This window comes from Acinetobacter sp. GW821-FHT01C12 (assembly GCF_059422625.1).
The window spans coordinates 236890-255017 of sequence record NZ_JBWKXD010000001.1; the positions used below are offsets into that span (position 1 = coordinate 236890).

Sequence of the window (18128 nt, forward strand, 5' to 3'; positions counted from 1 at the left end):
ATTGGTGACTTAGATTGATTTATATCAAGTCACCAACTGTGATAGCAGAATTTTTATAGCTTTTGTGCGACTGAGACGGTAAATATTCCAAACTCATCAATACATTGGTCGACCTTTTTAAAGCCAGCAGCTTCAACAAGTGCATCCATTTCCGCTTGTGAGCGTAAACGCATTACCCATGCATCACCTTCACGATGTGAGGTTAGTGCACGCGCAATAAATTCTTGTTGTGGGTGCCAAATTTGACCGGTATAAATCAAATAACCATCTTTAAGGATTGCTTTACTTAAGCCTTCAAGTGATTGACGTAGCAAATCATTGTCTGCAAATAACTCATATAAACCCGAAACCACGGCAAGTGATGGTTTTGGTTTAACAGAGGCCAAAGACTGTGTATCAAATGCATCTGCTTGAACAAATTCAGCAATGTCATTGAGTCCACGCGCTGCAATCATTTGCTGACCAGCTTGTACATTGATATCACTATAGTCACGCAATAAAATCGAATCTGGTCGTTTTGGTAGTTGAACCACAGCATCTAAAATATAACGCCCATGACCAGATGCAATATCCATAATTCTCAATGGCTTGCGTTTTTTAATCAGAATATCCGCATATTTCTGAACCAAATGTTCAATGTTCTGTTTGCGGACACGGATCCCACGCCAACCAATCGCATTTAAATACTGGCGGTCAATGATTTTGCCAATAGGATTGGAACTTTCAGATTGATTACGATAGACAAAATCTAAAGTACTTCCAGAGTCATAGCCTGTGTCTTCACCAATTTTTAAGCCTTTAGATAAATGGCTACCAATTTTTAGATTCTTTTTGGTGATTTCCCAAAATGCATTCTTCATTGATTTAGCGGGTAATGGTGAACTGAGATCTTCAGCGATAGCACAACTTGGACCAATTTTGTCCGCATTTAAAACATCTGGTGCTTGATATTCAACAGCAAAACATTGCTGGATAAATCGGCGTATTTTCTCTGTTGCTAAATGGCGATCTTTTTCACCTAAAGTATCGTGAAAGAAGCCATCTAAAATATGTAATTCTTTTTTAGGATGCGGAAGCTTTTGGTAAAACTCACGTTGCGGTTTTTGAAAAACCACAAAATCTGAACCTGAGCATAACACTTGAGTCGGCACAAAGATATTTTGTGAATCTGCAACAATACGCTTTGAGGCATCATAAAGTCCAAGCAACATTCTCACCGAAATGGCTTTAGCAATTTCAGGATCGGTATCATAGCTTTGAGCACGTTCTTCATCATGGGTCAGCATTTTGGCTTTAACATAACTTTGGATGAAAAAATTACCGCGAATTTTTTCCATAACTCTTAAACTAGGTTCGGCAAATGGCACATAAAGCTTAATATCAAAAGCAGGGGAAGCGAGACACAAGGCGCGAATTTTAGGTGCATAATCATGTACCCATGTTGCGGCCAATACCGCACCTACACTTTGTGCAACTACAGCAATATTCTTGGCATCGATACCATAGTTTTCTTCAATATGTTGGACAAAATATTGAATATCTTTTACACATGCTGAGAAGCTAGGTGCATCACCACGTTCGCCAGGGGAATCGCCGTGACCGCGGGCATCCCATGCAAAGAAATCAAAATCACTTAAATTGAGTTCCTTGACCAAATGCGCCATACGTCCTGAATGTTCATGTCCACGATGAAACAGAAGAATGGCTTTTTTTGTTTCGCTCGGTGAGTTGGTTGCCCAATGTTGATAAAACAATTCTGTTCCATCATGACTCTTAAAGGTGTGATGACTGTTGTTATACATACGAATTTACCCTAAATATGAAACTGTTTTATAAAGCTGTTTTTAAGCTATTTTTAATTCGGTTATAGATGGTTAAACTAAGCAGCAGACCAATTAAAATGAGTATGCCATTACAGATTAAGCCGAGAAGTTGTAAATTTGTAGTGAATAATGGCAAGGCGACAATCACGACTGTGATTAAACTAAACCAAAATGCACGGTCACTTTTTCCCATTGGGCCGTCATAACGACGTTCTTGCCCAATCAGTGGTGCCATTACACCAGTGTATTCACTTAGAATTGCAAGGAAAGCAATCAATAACAGTAATTTTGCATTGATAAAGCCAAAAGCAATCAAGCATAGATAGAGTGCTGTGTCCGAAATAACATCACACAACTCATTGTAAAATGCACCTAAGTTGGATTGTTGTTTAAATTCACGGGCAAGCATTCCATCGATGGCGTTGAAAGCCATTCGTAGCAGCATCCACAAGGGAAAGAGCAATAACCATTCATTTACAGCATGATTCAGATAATACTGGTATAGAAAAAAACTTAAACCGAGCGATATAAACATCGCTAATAATGTGACTTGATTTGCCGTGATTCCGATATTAAAAAGCTTTTGAACAAAAGGGCGCAGTAAGTTTTGAAATGCTGGTTTTAATTGATAGATTGATGGCATTGTTCTAGTAATATAAGGTATATGACAGGATTTTAATCAAGTTTTCCATGATTTTACAAGTATTAATTTTCATCATTTAAATTTGTATTGTTATTTTAAAATTTATATAAATAGTCCTATAATTCAAATGTCTTCTTAATTTTGATCTTGTTTATTCTATGACGCCTGCTTGCAAAGTTTTAAAATCAAATAAAATTGAATTTTCAATTCATGAATATGAACATGATGTAAATGCAAAAAGTTTTGGCTTAGAGGCTGCTGAAAAATTAGGTTTAAGTGTTGAAGAAGTGTTTAAAACTTTGATGGTGACAGATGATAAAAACTATTTTGTTGCCATCCTTCCAGTGAATCATCAATTAAATTTAAAGAAAGTGGCGAGTGCCTTTGCTTGTAAAAAACTACATATGGCTGATCCTAAAGATGCAGAGCGTTTAACTGGATATTTAGTCGGTGGAATCAGTCCTGTAGGTCAAAAAAAGCGTTTAAAAACGGTGATTTGTGAAAGTGCACAGCAGTTAAGTAAAATGTATGTCAGTGGTGGGAAAAGGGGCTTGGATATTGGGGTTAATCCACAAGACTTAGCTAAGGTTTTGGGTGCGAATTTTGCTGATATTGTTGATGTTTAATCCATCCTTTCATTGATGAATTTTAATTAAAAATAATAATGTTACTCACAAAAAGATTTGCTCCACTAAGGCAATAGAACTGAAAATTAAAGACAAAGATTACAGTCATTCATTCAAGATATGAACCACCTTTGCAGTGGTTTTTTATTGTATAGATGAAAGTGGAACTAAATTAAGTAAGCAAAATTAAGTAAGCAAAACAGGTGAGTAGTTTTAAAACCTAAATAATCTTTTCCATATTCATACGATTTTGGACGAACAAGCCAAACTCTCACATTTCTAGCTAGCGACTACACACGTTATTTCAGTGTTATGCCTGATTGCTGGGTGGTCGCTGTGCGAATAACATCATCAGATTGGTCATAGCGAGATTGGCACACCTGAATGGTGCCCATATTCTCGACGGTCCAGTCGTAGAGCACGTTAAAAGGCAATTTGAGTGATTGACCAAGTGGCGTCAAGGCATATTCCACGCCTAGAGTTTTCCCATCTATAACGGTGCGTGTCAGCATACCATTGCGTTCTAACTTGCGAAGCGTCTGTGTCAATACACGTTGGGTAATACCATCAAGACGCCGTTTAATAGCGTTGAAGCGACGTGGTTCATGTAACACCATCAAAACCAGCATTGACCATTTATCTGCGATTTGATCGAGAATGGCACGGCTTGGGCAGTCGGCACGGTAGATTGGATCGTGATCAGAGTTCATAGGTATGCTCCAAGATACTTAGGATGCTTAAGGTGCGTAATTGACACTAAGTATACATAAGATACCATGATTGCACACAGCTAAAATCAAGGGTATATGATGACCATTCCAACTTATTCCACACTTCACATTGAGTATGATCGAGGCGTGGCGACTGTCAGTATTAACAATCCACCAGTTAATGTATTGGATGTTGCTTTGATGAGTGATATTCGAGCTTTTCTCACTCAGGTACGTGATGACCCACAAACACGTGTAATCGTGTTCCAAAGCGCCGATCCTGAGTTTTTCATCGCTCATGTAGACATGACCTTAATTGATGAGCCAAATGCTTTTGACCAGTTCGCAAAAGATCTACCTAATGGATTGAATCCATTTCAGGCTTTAGGAGAGATGATTCAGGCACAGCCGCAAGTGACGATTGTTAAGCTCGAAGGCTTGGCGCGTGGTGGCGGTGCTGAATTTGTAGCAGCAGTGGATATGGCATTTGCTGCTATTGGGCGTGCTGGCCTCGCCCAATGTGAGGCATTGATGGGGATTATTCCTGGTGGTGGTGGTACTCAATATCTTTCACAGCGTATGACACGGGGGCGTGCATTAGAGGTAATTCTTGGTGCTGAGCTGATTGACGCTTTGCTAGCCGAACGATATGGCTGGGTAAATCGTGCGCTTCCGGCAAATGAGTTAGACGCTTTTGTTCATCGCATCGCCACAAATATTGCAGCTTTACCTGAAGGAGTCATCGCCGCTGCAAAGAAAGCAATCCCACCAGCGGATTTAAGCGAAGGCTTCCTTCGAGAGCACAAAGCATGGGCTGGACTGTTTGCGCGTCCTGCTGCTGAAAAACTCATTCGTGGCGGCTTGCAGACAGGTGCTCAAACAAAAGTAGGCGAACAGGATTTAGAGCAGCTACTCCGCGATTTATCTGCATCATGAGGTCTTGCTGCTGTCTAATATTCTGCTCTAGCTTATTCCTGAGGTTGCCCCCACTTTTTAAGACTAATACAGTTTATGCAATTGAGAGGCGATGACAATAGTTTGAAGTATTGACCATCTATAGGGAATAAGCCATATTTTTGATACAGTGAACCAAATTAAGATCATCTATTTACTAGGCCTCGCATTTGCGGGGTTTTTAATGCTGAATAAAAGGAAAACTTGATGGAATTGCCCAATATTATTCAACAATTTATTGGAAACAGCGTTTTAGAGCCAAATAAAATTGGTCAGTCGCCATCGGATGTTTATTCTTTTAATCGAAATAATGAAACTTTTTTCTGAAGCGATCTAGCACTTTATATACAGAGACCACATACAGTGTCTCTCGCGAAGCGAAAATGTTGAGTTGGCTCTCTGAGAAATTAAAGGTGCCTGAACTCATCATGACTTTTCAGGATGAGCAGTTTGAATTCATGATCACTAAAGCGATCAATGCAAAACCAATTTCAGCGCTTTTTTTAACAGACCAAGAATTGCTTGCTATCTATAAGGAGGCACTCAATCTGTTAAATTCAGTTGCTATTATTGATTGTCCATTTATTTCAAACATTGATCATCGGTTAAAAGAGTCAAAATTTTTTATTGATAACCAACTCCTTGACGATATAGATCAAGATGATTTTGACGCTGAATTATGGGGAGACCATAGAACTTACCTAAGTCTATGGAATAAGTTAACTGAGACTCGTGTTGAAGAAAGATTGGTTTTTTCTCATGGCGATATCACGGATAGTAATATTTTTATAGATAACTTTAATGAAATTTACTTTTTAGATCTTGGCCGTGCTGGGTTAGCAGATGAATTTGTAGATATATCCTTTGTTGAACGTTGCCTAAGAGAGGATGCATCGAAGGAAACTGCGAAAATATTTTTACAGCATTTAAAAAATGATAGACCTGACAAAAGGAATTATTTTTTAAAACTTGATGAATTGAATTGATTCCAAGCATTTTCTAAAAATACTTAATTGTCTTTTTACGTCGCTAAATTTTAAATAAATAAGTGAAGAAAGTTAGTGAAGCCACTGATTTAAAGTTTTATATCACCAATAAATCTAAATTTTGGTTTTTAGAATGAACTTATTTAAAATAGCTAAAACTGTTTATTAGCTTAACTTGTGATTTAAGTTTTTATGAATATAAAATTGTTAATTTATTGGCTTTACAAGTTTATTTAAATTTCATCGTGCAACATTTTTAACCAATTTTATTATCGATGGTATTTTTTTGTCTGCTTTTCTTTTCTTAGTCTTTTATCTATCCGTCACCCATGTAGTATTTTATTAAATTCTTATGGGAAATGACGAATGTTAAATTATCTTAAGAGCTTTAATAATATCAATACTTATTTGATTTTATCGATAATTCTGCTGTTAATCATAATATCTCTAGATTATTTCTAAACTGAATGAATGTTTATAATGAGTGATTCATATTGCTATTGAAATCGCCTTCTCACTTTGAAAGAAGGCGAGGATGAGCGGCTTTTATGTTGATTTATCATTTTAAAATTGTCTTATAAAAGAAGCCTAATGTGTTTTCTTATATAGGTTTAAACGTAATTGTTGTATATCTTAAATCCAATTGATCTTATAATTTTCCTTTATTTTTTTGTATTGTTTTGCAGGTTTAAAAGTGAAAATTTCTAAAGGATTATTGAGTCTCATCAGCTATGCTTGTTTAATCATCAGTTTTCCAGTGATTGCTAAAACCAACACAAGTTTAGTTTCACCTAAAAAAGGTGTGATTTGTGATCAATATATCTGTGTAAATAACAAAGGTGTATCAAAATCACTTACGGCTCAATATTTAGGAACCCAAAAAGCGAATAAAGTTTTCTCACAAGGCGATTTTGATCACTCTGCATTTACTTTCTCAAATGGGGTGTTCTGCGATACAAATACAAAACGATGCCATGTAGATCGATATTTTAACAATGGACATCGAAGTAAAGTTGATCAAAAGATAACAGATCAGCTTTTTAATAATAAGTAATTCTTTGCCATAAATCGGCTAAAGCGCTCACTCGCAGATGGGCTTTTTGATTGATCTTAAAATTTTTAGAATGCTGTGTTCTATTAAATAAGATTGTATAAATCTATATACATGTTAAAAATTACCAATAGATTTATTAAATCATTCCTTCTTCCCCCTCTGAATTGGAATTTTAATTTGTCTAACAAACCCTTCAATCGAAGGGTTTGTTTTATAAAAATTATGAATTTCGTCATTTCATCAATTACTTATGTTTTTTGTAAAATAATTCATATTTTTGTTTAAAAGTGTGACTTGTTTTGCTAAATTCCGCTTGGATTTATTGAACAGAAAAGTAATGAACATGAATAAATATTTTGCAGAATTTATTGGAACATTTTGGCTGGTCTTTGGAGGGTGTGGTAGTGCAGTACTTGCTGCAGCATTTCCAGAATTGGGTATCGGTTTTGTCGGTGTTGCACTTGCGTTTGGTCTCACTGTACTGACTGGTGCGTACGCATTAGGTCATATTTCAGGTGGACATTTCAATCCCGCAGTAAGTATAGGTTTATGGGTTGGCGGTCGTTTTAATGCAAAAGACTTAGCACCATACATCATTGCTCAAGTCGTAGGTGGTATCTTCGCGGCATTTATATTGTATTTGATTGTACAAGGTCAAGCAGGATTCACTGGTACAGGTGGATTTGCAACAAATGGTTTTGGTGACTTATCGCCTGGAAAATATTCTCTGCTTTCTGCACTAATAATTGAGATTGTCTTAACTGCTATTTTCTTAATTGTAATTCTCGGTTCTACAGATAAACGTGCACCAGCTGGTTTTGCACCTATTGCTATTGGTTAGGCATTAACTTTGATCCATTTAATCAGTATTCCTGTCACCAATACTTCGGTCAATCCTGCACGTAGTACAGCAGTGGCTTTGTTTGCTGAAACGGCTGCACTGAGTCAACTATGGCTTTTCTGGGTTGCTCCAATTGTTGGCGCTGTGATTGGCGCTTTAATTTATAAGTGTTTTGAGCAAAAAAATAGCCAATAGCATTAAAGATCTTTCATAAATCAAAAAATGATCATGTGGAGTGAATCATATTGGTATTGAAAGTTCTTTCTCCCTTTAGGAGAAGGTTAGGATGAGGGTGCTTTTATGTTGATTAATGGTTTTAAAAAGGACTTATGAAAGAAGTCTATTATCAATGCGCCTAACTCTAGACAACATTATAAAAACCTCCCTCGGGAGGTTTTTTCATGGCTGAGATTAGACTTAAATAATTGAAACTTCAGCTAAAATTTTTTGAGCTGTTTCATCGCCATTTAAATATGCGCCATGAACCGTACCCGCATATTTCAAGCTACAATGTTCACCAGCAAAGAAGATTTTTTCTTGAATTGGTTGATGCAACACTTTAACAATATCCTCACTGTGCTTTAGTGAGGGAAAACTAAAAGAACCATAGCTATAAGGGTCGGCGCCCCAACGTGTAACGATGAGTTTTTTAGGTGTATGGGGAATATTGTTAAATTGTTTCTGCAAGTTACTAAAAATAAACTTTGATATTTCATTATCCGCTGAATTATCAATAAACTCAGATTGCTTTCCTCCAAACAGCATTAAATAAATGGGTTTTTTATAAATTCCAGATAAGTCTAGAATATTAAAACAACCAAGCTCATTCCAATAGAAATCACTTATCTTGTCTATCGGCATTTTGGATCTAAAAGAAAGTGGTTGTTCTAATTCAAAAAATACTTTATTGAAGGATCCAAATCCAATATCTTGAATAGATTGAGTATAGTGATGAGGTAATGGAGGATAAAACGCGATATGATTTTTCTTTAAAATTCCAAGTGGGACAGTAACCACTACACGGGAACCTATGTAAAAATTATCATTGGAATCAATAATTTTGACATAATCATTTTCACAGATGATTTTTTTTACATCAACATTGAATTGAATGTCGATTTTTTTTGAAAGCACGTCTATAACTTGGGCATAGCCATTGGGAAAAATAACTTCATCACCATCAAAATAACCTTCGTAATTTTTGTAATTTGATGAAAGTAGCTCAAGATTTGTCGCAAATGGGTCATTTGCTATTCGATTGAAAAAGTTAAATAATAATTGTTTAAGATAATCTTCTGAAAATGTATTACCTGAATAATGTAAAGAAGAAATTATTTCTTCAGTCGCCTTGAGGGCAGATTGCGTTTGTGTTTGAGAAAGTTGCTTTTCTATTTCCTCTACATAAGATTCAAACTCTTGGACTTCTTTGTCAGAAAATAACAACCCATTTTCATGAAAATATTGCGATTTGTCATAGTTAAATACAGTTGTTGCTATATGATTCTCTTGGGTAATTTCCCAGATCGGATTAGCTTCAACGCCATGAATCCATGATGCTCCTAAATCAAAAAAATCAGCATCAGATTGCAATGAATCTATGCGCCCACCTGTGCGAGACCTCGCTTCGAGTATGGTAACTTTTTTACCATTTTCTTGTAATTTTTTAGCGCATGCGATTCCTGCTATCCCAGCACCAATAATAATAACCGGTAAATTAATATCGCTATGTTCCAACATAAAAATCTATAGCTCAGTTTTGTATCTAAAATTAAGATAATACACTTTATACTTCTTAGATAAAATTATTTGATTTTTATTTCAAAAAATCAATAAATTATATTTTATCACATTGATTACAGGTTCTTTAGAATGGCTGAGATTGTTGAATAATAATCTTATAATATGAGTTTTTTTTGTTTTTGATAAAAGCGCCACGTAGGATGAAATTAAAGTCATGCTTATGCGACCAATGCGTATTCGCAATGACCGCAATTTAAAAATAAATATTATATAATTTATTGAATTTAAATATTTTTTATGGGTATTGATTATTTTTAATAATATTTCCCTCTAGCTAAATATATTCATAACTTTGCAATTTTGTTACTGATCAATATTTAAAATATTTTTATAGGAACATGCTGTGAGTAGACGGCGTAATCAAATAGGAATGAGTTCTTTTAATTTATCTAAAAAGTATGATTGAAAACTACACTTGATTCTACTAAAATAAAAAAACTTCATTGGGGAGTAGCCGCTTTTTACCTCAGGTAAAAAGGTGATGGTCAACATAATTGCTTAAACAAGCATGGTCATCATAGCAAAGAACCAAATGATCCTCCGATCATAGATTTCTTTTTGTTGGCAAGACCTTTGATTTATGATTCTGCTATGGCTAGCAAGAGTTATAAATCATTGGTAATTATTGCTAGCCGGAGAAATTATTATGATATCTGCTTTCCTAATCTCTCTTGCTGTAGTTGCTTTATCTGAAATGGGAGATAAGACCCAATTACTGGCACTACTGCTTTCTGCACGATTCCGAAAACCTATTCCTATTCTTATCGCTATTTTTCTCGCGACTCTGGTAAATCATGGTGTTTCTGCTGTACTCGGGCAGTGGATTACGACTGTTCTTAGTCCGACTGTATTATTGTGGATTGTTTCTCTAGGATTTATTGGGATGGCGGTATGGATGTTAATCCCAGATAAGCTAGATGATGAATCTGGAAGTATCGATAAGTGGCAAAAATATGGTGTCTTTGGCGCAACCTTTGTGCTTTTCTTTTTGGCAGAAATTGGTGATAAAACTCAAATAGCGACTGTGGCATTAGCTGCTCGTTTTGACAGTATCGGCTGGGTAACTGTAGGTACCACCTTAGGAATAATGTTGGTGAATGCTCCAGCCGTATTTATTGGTAATAAACTTGCAGAAAAGCTTCCAATTTCACTCATTCATAAAATTGGCGCACTTGTCTTTTTAATTATTGGTGTTGCTGCACTCATTCAACATTACTTTTTCTAATGACAATGAAGCGATTTAATCGAATACCAGTAAGCTGGCAAAGCATGTTTTTTATACCGTATCTACTTGCACTACCACTGATCACTTTACTGTTATTAGGTTTAGCTGGGAGTTGGTCGGATAGTGTTCGTTTGGCCTTTTTATCACTACCAGGGTGTTGGTTGTGTTTTCAAGCCACAAAAAAACCAAATTTATTTTGGAAATTATTTTCAATCATTTGGTGGTTTATTTTTATATTTCATACCAGCTTACTCTCAGTAAGTTGGCTGTTGTTCAATAGTGATGCTGAAGCATATTCAATTATTGAATCTATCGCGAATACAACATTGAATGAAAGTTTAGAATTTTTTCAACTGCATTTTGGCTTTTTTATTCTATTTGTTGGCTTGATTTTAAGCGCTTTGATTTTATATTTTTTTATTTTATTTAAATATTTTAATACGCGTGAGTTCCATGATCAGAAAGTACATCGATTAGGACGTTATGCTATAGGTTTGTTATTTTTACTGTGTACTGCCAGCTATGCGATTAAGCCTTCAATTGCTTTACATCCATTGCCATTTTGGTATGGATACTATGGCAAAATTCAAGATTTCAAACAGCGTATTCTACAGCATGATCAGATACATAAAGAATGGACATTGAATGCAGAACAGCGCTTAGATTTTAGTGGTAAATTGAATAAAAGGCAGACACATACCATAGTTTTAACTGACAGCATTACCAGTTTTAATTTTGGATTATGTGGCTATCCACGAAATACAACACCTGAGTTAACTCAACGGAGTGATCAATTCAAAGTCTTTTGTCGTGGTTACTCACCAGCATCATCTACTATTCAATCTTTACGTTATTTATTTAATGATGGTACGCGAAATGCAATGGATGATCATGCCCCTGAAAATATTATGGCATATGCTAAGGCAGCAGGTTTTAAAGTTTATTGGATTAGTAACCAAGATGATGTTTATATCTCTTCACTTTTTGCGTCATATGCAGATGAAGCTGTTTTTATCAATAAAAAGTCAGGTCGTAGTAGCACGTCATTAGATGAAAATATTCTGCCTGCTTATAAAATTGCATTGGATGACCCAGATCCTCGTAAATTGATTATTCTGCATCTCATTGGTTCACACCCAAATTATAAGTTGCGATACCCAGAACAATTTTCTAAGTTTAATGATTCTAGTAATGATGAGGTTGAAAAAAAACTTGAACGAAATGAGATTAATCATTTAATTCAGTTAAAACGCAATGAATACGATAACAGCATACTTTACCAAGACTGGATTGTTGCAAAGTTATTCGATCTTTTAATTTCTACCCAATCTGATTTTAGATCTTTTACCTTTTTATCAGATCATGGCAATGAAGTCGGGCATGCTAAGAACTATGCTGGGCATAGTGCAAATACTGAGGCTGGCTACCGTATTCCAATTATTCTTTGGTATGATCATATGCCGACTAAAGGAATAGTCAGTGAAAAACCAATTGATGCCAGTGACCTAGATCGATATGTATTACACCTCATGGGCGCTCATGATCGATTGGATCGTAAAGAAAAATTGTGTTGGTTAGATCAAACTTGTAATTTTGTACCTCAGTTACTTTGGCATTCACCAAAATAAACAAGCGATATTATATTAGCTATGGACAAAATTTTTGCTAAATCGTATCGCTCTGATTGATTGGGGGAGATTTGCTTCGACAAGATCTAGATGAAATAGCATTTTAAAGAAGCGACACAATTCATGGATATCGTTAAATCTACTTTTTATTTTTCCATTATAAATATTACTATAAATCAATAAATAAGCCATAGATTAAAATCTGCTAGTAAAGTTATAGATTGATAAAAATTGCTAAATAATCTCTTAAAATGAAGTTTCTCAATTCTAAATGAGAATATTATCATTATTTTGTGTTAAGTAGAGCTACATGATCCAAGAAAAGCATAAATCAAATTTCTAGATCTTTTTAGTGCAGTAAAAAGTCTTGTACAGAGGATATGGTCAGATGAAAGAGCTTGCCAGCCGATTGGCTATGCAGCACCTAATCAATGCATAGTCACAAGAAACAGGAAGTAGAATTTTACTGGAGAAATATCAGCAAAAATCTACACAACTTGCGTTTAGCCAAGGCTTGATCTTGTTAATGATTCCATTGGAATCTATCCAATCCCAATTATATGTACCGCTTTCATATAGGGAGTCTTATAGGACGGCATCGAATAGATAAACTGCCGCAGATTTTTAATAAAGGACAAGCGCAAAGGTTTAGTCCAATTGCGATTTCTAAATGGTTAAACTGGTCGTTAACACAGCTTTTAATGGTTGGATTAAGCTCAATGCTGATTGGGCTGATCTTGTCAATCTATACCCAGCAGATCGTGATTTTCAGTTAGCTTATGTGTTTTATGGTATCGCTGTGGCATGTCTAATGCCGGCATTTACCACAGGTGCATCACAATCAGTTTCGAAAATTTGCAAACTAAAATTGCTGCTTTATGCACCATGGCGCAAGCGCTCAGTTTGGTTGTTGCACCATTAATGAGCACAGGGTTGTACCAACTTAACATTATCTTCCCATATTATTTACTGCTTAGTATTTTCTTATTGCTGTCTTTTTATTTTGTTGTTTTTAAATGGAATAAATAGAGGATGGTCATACCAGTGTCATGTTCTTTGATTAGTTTGCCTGCATTAAATCAAATATGATATTTCAATGATGAAACCATTTAAAATTAAACATTCGCTAATCATTTGTTTTGCTTCAGGACTATTTTTAACAGCCTGTAATAATGATCATGATGATAATTCAGCTGTTGTCGTCCCACCTAAAGCTGATACATCACTATATTTACAGACCAAACAACCCTATCAACCTCAGCAGAAACTAAGCAGTTATGAAGCAACGCCAGCAGGTTATCGTGCAGTTTTTACAGAATTAGTTGCTCGACATGGTTCACGAGGCTTATCGAGTATTAAATATGATTTAGCTTTATACAACATGTGGTTAAAAGCAAAACAGGAAAATGCCTTAACGCCATTGGGTGAACAATTGGGTGCTGATTTAGAAGCCATGATGAAAGCCAATATTCTATTGGGTTATGGAGTGGAAGGTATACGCCAGTATGGCTATGGCAACGAAACTTCTGTAGGTATTAAAGAACATCAGGGTATTGCAGATCGCTTATTACAACGCTTACCACAATTGTTTAATCAAGCCAGTCAACAAGGTAAATCTGTACAGATCGTTAGCTCGGGTGTGGATCGTGCGGTGGACAGTGCTAAATTTTTTACCAATGAATTGTTGAAACAGCAACCAAGTTTAAAGACCGCAATTACACCAGCAAGCTATCAAAGCCTCAACAGTACCTCTATACCAAGTATTGTCGATGGCGGGGTAAATCGCTTTCATCTGTATTTTCATAGTTTAAATGCACAAGACGATTTGGCCAATGTCAAAACGGATTTAGACAAAACAGTCTATGCGGCTAGTTTAAAATATCAAGATTTTGAAGAGAATGACGTTAACTTAAAACAAAAAATAAAAGAGTTAAGTGCAGATCCTAATGCGCAAAAAATCGCAACAGAAGTATTAAGCCCAATTTTTAAAACAGCGTTTATTCAAAAAATTGGTCAAACTGGCTATAGCTTTAGTAATTCAGGATCATTCACTGTAACAAGCCCTAAAGGTGAACAGATTACTGAAAAAGGAAAGGGGAAAAATACCATTGCCAGTGCAGTAGATGCTGCTGCTTATGTATATGAGTTGTATTCAATCACTGGCGGAATGCAAGACGAGCTTGGTGCGACAAATTTTAAAAAATATATGCCAATTGAAGCGGCTAAGTTTTATGCACAATATAACGATGCCAATGATTTTTATAGTAAGGGACCAAGCTTTGATACAGGCAAAGCTGTAACAACAGATATTGCTAAATCACTCAAACAGGATTTATTTAAACAAGTTGATGATGTTATGAGCAATACACAAAAGAATGTTGCTGTATTAAGATTTGCTCATGCTGAAATCATAATCCCTTTAGCTACTAGCTTAGAGTTAAAGGGGATGATGCAATCTGTGCCTTTGACGCAGACGTTTAATTATTCAAATAGTGCGTGGCGTGGTGAAGATATCTCACCGATGGCAGCTAACTTACAGTGGGATATTTATCAGAATTCGCAAGGGCAGACTTTGTTAAAAATGCTTTATAACGAAAAAGAGATTGCTTTTAAAAAAGATTGTGATTATGCCCGCTATAAAGCAAACAGCTATTATTATGATTATTTAAAGTTGAAACAATGTTATAGTATTCAATAGATTGCTATAAAATTTGAGGGAGTACAGGTTTCTCCCTTTTAATCTGTTTATAAAAGGAACACTGTGAAATTCCAGCAACATACGATTCAAGCTGCTATTTTTGATATGGACGGTACGATGCTGGACACTGAACGGCTTAGGTTTGATGTGTTAAAACAAGCGTCTTTGGAAATCACTGGTGTAGAATTTAGCTTAGATTATTTGATGCAATGTTTAGGGCTTAATGCGTTAAGCTCAGAACAGTTAGCACAAAAGTTTTATGGTCAAGATATCCCTTACCAGCACATTCGGCAACGTGCTGAACAAATTGAACTTGAGATGATTTTGTCACAAGGCGTACCAGTGAAAGCTGGACTTTTAGAAATATTAGCATATTTGCAATCTCAAAATATCCGATTGGCTGTCGCTACATCTAGTGCCAGAAAAATTGCTGAAAAATATTTAAAACTTGCAAAAATTGATCATTATTTTACCTTGTTGGTCTGTGGCGATGACGTGATACAAGGTAAACCACATCCAGAAATTTTTAACAAAGCCTGCATGTTATTAAATCTAAATCCACAACACAGCTTGATGATTGAAGATTCTGAAAATGGGATTACTTCAGCAGATTTGGCTGGGGGAGTAACGATTTTGATTGAGGATATTAAAGCGCCAAATCAGACCATGCTGGCGAAAGCAGATTACTACTTTGAATCTATGTTAGATTTTTATCAGGCAATCATAAAATCTGACTGAATAAAATTCATTTTCAATTGAACAACACTCAGTCAATTCAAGATTTAAACATGATGATTACGTGCTTTAATAGAAGCATTAAAATTAATGTGAATTTGATGTGTTTTTAGATTCTCAAAGTTTAACAACTCCAACTGAGACACATGATTATCCCGAGTGGCACAAAGGGAGAAAACACTACGCCTTATGGTATATCGAAATTCATCATCCTGAATTATTGGCTTATTTAAGCGATTTAACAGAAAAATTCTCAAACTATTTATTGCACCCCAACACACGCCAATTTCATATCACATTGTATATTTGTGGTTTTCTAGCGGAAGATAAAAAACAATTTGATGATGATTTTATCCAAAGTAAATTTCAACAACAGCTTAAAATTTTGAGCCAAAACCCGTTAAATAGTTTTAAATTAACAACAGGAAAAATAAATAGTTTTAGCAGTGCTTTATTTATAGAAATTCAAGATCATGAAAATAGCCTAAGCAATATTCGACAATTATTATCCCAATCAAGTCACGAAATTGCTGCTTTAGATTATTGTCCGCATATCACCTTAGGTTTGTATTCAGCTGAATTTAAAACGCAACAAATATTTAAGGCTATCGAAACGATTGATCAAAAAAGTTTTGAAATTGGCATTGATCAGCTTAATTTTGGTATATATCAAGCGCAAGTCTTACAGGGGCCTTTAGCTACGTTACATCAGCTTATACTCAATCCGAAAAAAAATGGATCTTGGAAATCAAATTTATGTTGCAATTAATCCTAGGTGGCGCGCGTTCTGGTAAAAGTAAATTAGCTGAACAGATCGCAAAAGACTCAAATCTACAAGTTGTTTATATTGCTACCGCGCAAGCGTGGGATGATGAAATGCGACAACGTATTTCACACCATCAGACACAACGACCTGATGCATGGCGGCTGATTGAAGAACCACTTTACCTCGCCGATTGTTTAAAACAAATAGATCAACAAGAACAAGTGATTTTGGTGGATTGTCTAACCCTATGGATGAGTAATTTATTGATGCATGAGAACTCAAATCTTCAGCGCATCGAATGTGAAAAAATGCTGAAAATTCTACCTACATTAAAGTCTAAAATTGTTTTAGTTAGCAATGAAACAGGGCTAGGTGTTATACCGATGGGTGAAATAACCCGAAAATTTGTTGATGAATCAGGACGTTTACATCAACTATTAGGTCAAATAGCTGATAAAGTAGTGTTTTGCATCGCAGGTTTTCCGATGTTATTAAAAGGATAAATATTGTGATTTTTATCATATAAACTTGAGCATTTTAACGATTAACAATGAATTTTTAAAATACGAGATGGAGAGCAACAATGAATTGGTGGTTAGAAGCATGTAAAGTGCCAAACGCAGAAACAAAACAACAGGCTGAAGAACGTCAATTACAATTGACCAAGCCAACAGGCTCACTGTCTGTTTTGGAAAATGTCGCCGTGCAATTGGCTGCTTTGCAAAGTAATTCAAAACCCAATGTAGATAAACCTTGGATTGCAATTTTTGCAGGTGATCATGGGGTAATGGCTGAAAATATTTCTGCATATCCGCAAGCAGTAACGCGTCAAATGCTACAAAACTTTGCAACGGGTGGCGCGTGTATCAGTGTAATTGCTAAAGAATATGCCGCGACCTTACAAGTCATTGATTGCGGCACAGTGGGTGAGTCTTACCAATATCAAGGGGTTGAGCGTCATAGTATTGCTCAAGGGACTGCCAATTTTGCTCAACAAGTGGCAATGACTGAGCAACAATGCCAGCAAGCCATGGCGCTAGGGCGTGAGAGTGTAGAAAAAACCATCGCACAGGGTGCTTCAATTTACATTGCTGGAGAAATGGGGATTGGAAATACCTGTTCAGCTTCAGCGATTGCATGTTTCTTATTAAATGAACCCGCTGAGCAACTGACAGGTGTAGGCACGGGGATTCGTGCTGATCAGTTGATTCATAAAAAAAATATCATTCAGCACTCACTTGAGTTACATAAAAATTATGTTGAAAATGATGCATTTAAAGTTTTGTGTGCTGTAGGTGGCTTAGAAATTGCTGCAATGACAGGAGCTTATATTCGCTGTGCTCAACTCGGGATGCCTGTAATTGTCGATGGCTTTATTAGTTCTGTGGCGGCATTAGTCGCGGTACGACTCAATCCTGAAGTTCGACAATGGATGTTGTTCGGTCATCAGTCTGCTGAATATGGGCATCAACGCCTATTACAAGAATTGAATGCTGATCCATTATTAAAGCTTAATTTACGTTTGGGGGAAGGCAGTGGTGCGGGTGCTGCCTTGGGTGTGATTAAGTTGGCATGTAGTTTACATAACAATATGGCCACTTTTGCAGAAGCTGCGGTAATTGGCGAGAAAGTTTAAATT

General features: G+C 35.9%; 15 protein-coding genes, 2 pseudogenes and 1 riboswitch. Of the genes and pseudogenes, 13 read left to right on the forward strand and 4 right to left on the reverse strand.

Annotated features, from left to right (window positions below; genetic code table 11):
• Positions 1 to 53: 53 nt before the first annotated feature.
• Together AC07WY_RS01080 and AC07WY_RS01085 are read right to left on the reverse strand one after the other, a co-directional pair.
• Complete coding sequence (locus AC07WY_RS01080; protein ID WP_494735518.1) at positions 54 to 1802, reverse strand: bifunctional alpha/beta hydrolase/class I SAM-dependent methyltransferase; 1749 nt, start codon at positions 1800 to 1802, stop codon at positions 54 to 56.
• A 28-nt stretch (positions 1803 to 1830) separates the two neighbouring features.
• Positions 1831 to 2466, reverse strand: a complete 636-nt coding sequence (locus tag AC07WY_RS01085; protein ID WP_494735519.1) for a CDP-alcohol phosphatidyltransferase family protein — start codon at positions 2464 to 2466, stop codon at positions 1831 to 1833.
• Positions 2467 to 2624: 158 nt separating this feature from the next.
• Between AC07WY_RS01085 and ybaK the strand changes: the two genes are divergently transcribed.
• Entirely contained in the window at positions 2625 to 3092 is a 468-nt protein-coding gene (gene ybaK, locus AC07WY_RS01090) for a Cys-tRNA(Pro) deacylase (protein WP_494735520.1), read from the forward strand.
• A gap of 299 nt (positions 3093 to 3391) precedes the next feature.
• Here the strand turns inward: ybaK and AC07WY_RS01095 are convergent, their stop codons facing one another.
• Positions 3392 to 3802 (reverse strand): winged helix-turn-helix transcriptional regulator, encoded by a 411-nt coding sequence (locus AC07WY_RS01095; RefSeq protein WP_494735521.1) that lies wholly within the window; start codon positions 3800 to 3802, stop codon positions 3392 to 3394.
• A gap of 99 nt (positions 3803 to 3901) precedes the next feature.
• Between AC07WY_RS01095 and AC07WY_RS01100 the strand changes: the two genes are divergently transcribed.
• The 4 genes and pseudogenes from AC07WY_RS01100 to aqpZ all read left to right on the forward strand — a co-directional run bounded on the left by AC07WY_RS01100 (position 3902) and on the right by aqpZ (position 7832).
• Entirely contained in the window at positions 3902 to 4738 is an 837-nt protein-coding gene (locus tag AC07WY_RS01100; RefSeq protein ID WP_494735522.1) for an enoyl-CoA hydratase/isomerase family protein, read from the forward strand.
• A gap of 225 nt (positions 4739 to 4963) precedes the next feature.
• Positions 4964 to 5742 (forward strand): annotated as a pseudogene (locus AC07WY_RS01105) (APH(3')-VI family aminoglycoside O-phosphotransferase).
• 724 nt (positions 5743 to 6466) lie between these two features.
• Positions 6467 to 6796 carry a YcgJ family protein gene (locus AC07WY_RS01110; RefSeq protein ID WP_410004178.1) on the forward strand — a complete coding sequence of 110 codons (330 nt, stop codon included), beginning with the start codon at positions 6467 to 6469 and terminating at the stop codon, positions 6794 to 6796.
• Positions 6797 to 7139: 343 nt separating this feature from the next.
• Positions 7140 to 7832: pseudogene (gene aqpZ, locus AC07WY_RS01115) on the forward strand (aquaporin Z).
• 222 nt (positions 7833 to 8054) lie between these two features.
• On the opposite strand, the gene AC07WY_RS01120 reads toward aqpZ, so the two are convergent.
• A complete protein-coding gene (locus AC07WY_RS01120; protein ID WP_494735523.1) occupies positions 8055 to 9374 on the reverse strand; it encodes an NAD(P)/FAD-dependent oxidoreductase in 1320 nt (439 codons plus the stop codon).
• 496 nt (positions 9375 to 9870) lie between these two features.
• Positions 9871 to 10016: riboswitch (yybP-ykoY riboswitch) on the forward strand.
• Between the two features lie 70 nt (positions 10017 to 10086).
• Here AC07WY_RS01120 and AC07WY_RS01125 point away from each other — a divergent pair.
• The 8 genes from AC07WY_RS01125 to cobT all read left to right on the forward strand — a co-directional run bounded on the left by AC07WY_RS01125 (position 10087) and on the right by cobT (position 18125).
• The gene (locus AC07WY_RS01125; protein WP_171066908.1) at positions 10087 to 10662 is read left to right on the forward strand and encodes a TMEM165/GDT1 family protein; all 576 of its coding nucleotides are present in this window, start codon (positions 10087 to 10089) and stop codon (positions 10660 to 10662) included.
• A gap of 44 nt (positions 10663 to 10706) precedes the next feature.
• Positions 10707 to 12290 carry a phosphoethanolamine transferase gene (locus AC07WY_RS01130; RefSeq protein WP_494735524.1) on the forward strand — a complete coding sequence of 528 codons (1584 nt, stop codon included), beginning with the start codon at positions 10707 to 10709 and terminating at the stop codon, positions 12288 to 12290.
• Between the two features lie 670 nt (positions 12291 to 12960).
• Complete coding sequence (locus tag AC07WY_RS01135; RefSeq protein WP_494735525.1) at positions 12961 to 13212, forward strand: hypothetical protein; 252 nt, start codon at positions 12961 to 12963, stop codon at positions 13210 to 13212.
• A gap of 177 nt (positions 13213 to 13389) precedes the next feature.
• On the forward strand, positions 13390 to 14988 hold the full coding sequence (locus tag AC07WY_RS01140; protein WP_419336548.1) for a histidine-type phosphatase: 1599 nt from the start codon (positions 13390 to 13392) through the stop codon (positions 14986 to 14988).
• A 63-nt stretch (positions 14989 to 15051) separates the two neighbouring features.
• A complete protein-coding gene (locus AC07WY_RS01145) occupies positions 15052 to 15726 on the forward strand; it encodes an HAD family hydrolase (RefSeq protein ID WP_262086137.1) in 675 nt (224 codons plus the stop codon).
• 100 nt (positions 15727 to 15826) lie between these two features.
• On the forward strand, positions 15827 to 16492 hold the full coding sequence (locus tag AC07WY_RS01150; RefSeq protein ID WP_494735526.1) for a 2'-5' RNA ligase family protein: 666 nt from the start codon (positions 15827 to 15829) through the stop codon (positions 16490 to 16492).
• Positions 16480 to 16992, forward strand: a complete 513-nt coding sequence (gene cobU, locus AC07WY_RS01155) for a bifunctional adenosylcobinamide kinase/adenosylcobinamide-phosphate guanylyltransferase (RefSeq protein WP_494735527.1) — start codon at positions 16480 to 16482, stop codon at positions 16990 to 16992. The genes AC07WY_RS01150 and cobU overlap by 13 nt, the downstream gene beginning before the upstream one ends.
• An 80-nt stretch (positions 16993 to 17072) precedes the next feature.
• Positions 17073 to 18125 (forward strand): nicotinate-nucleotide--dimethylbenzimidazole phosphoribosyltransferase, encoded by a 1053-nt coding sequence (gene cobT / locus AC07WY_RS01160; RefSeq protein ID WP_494735528.1) that lies wholly within the window; start codon positions 17073 to 17075, stop codon positions 18123 to 18125.
• Positions 18126 to 18128 lie beyond the last annotated feature (3 nt).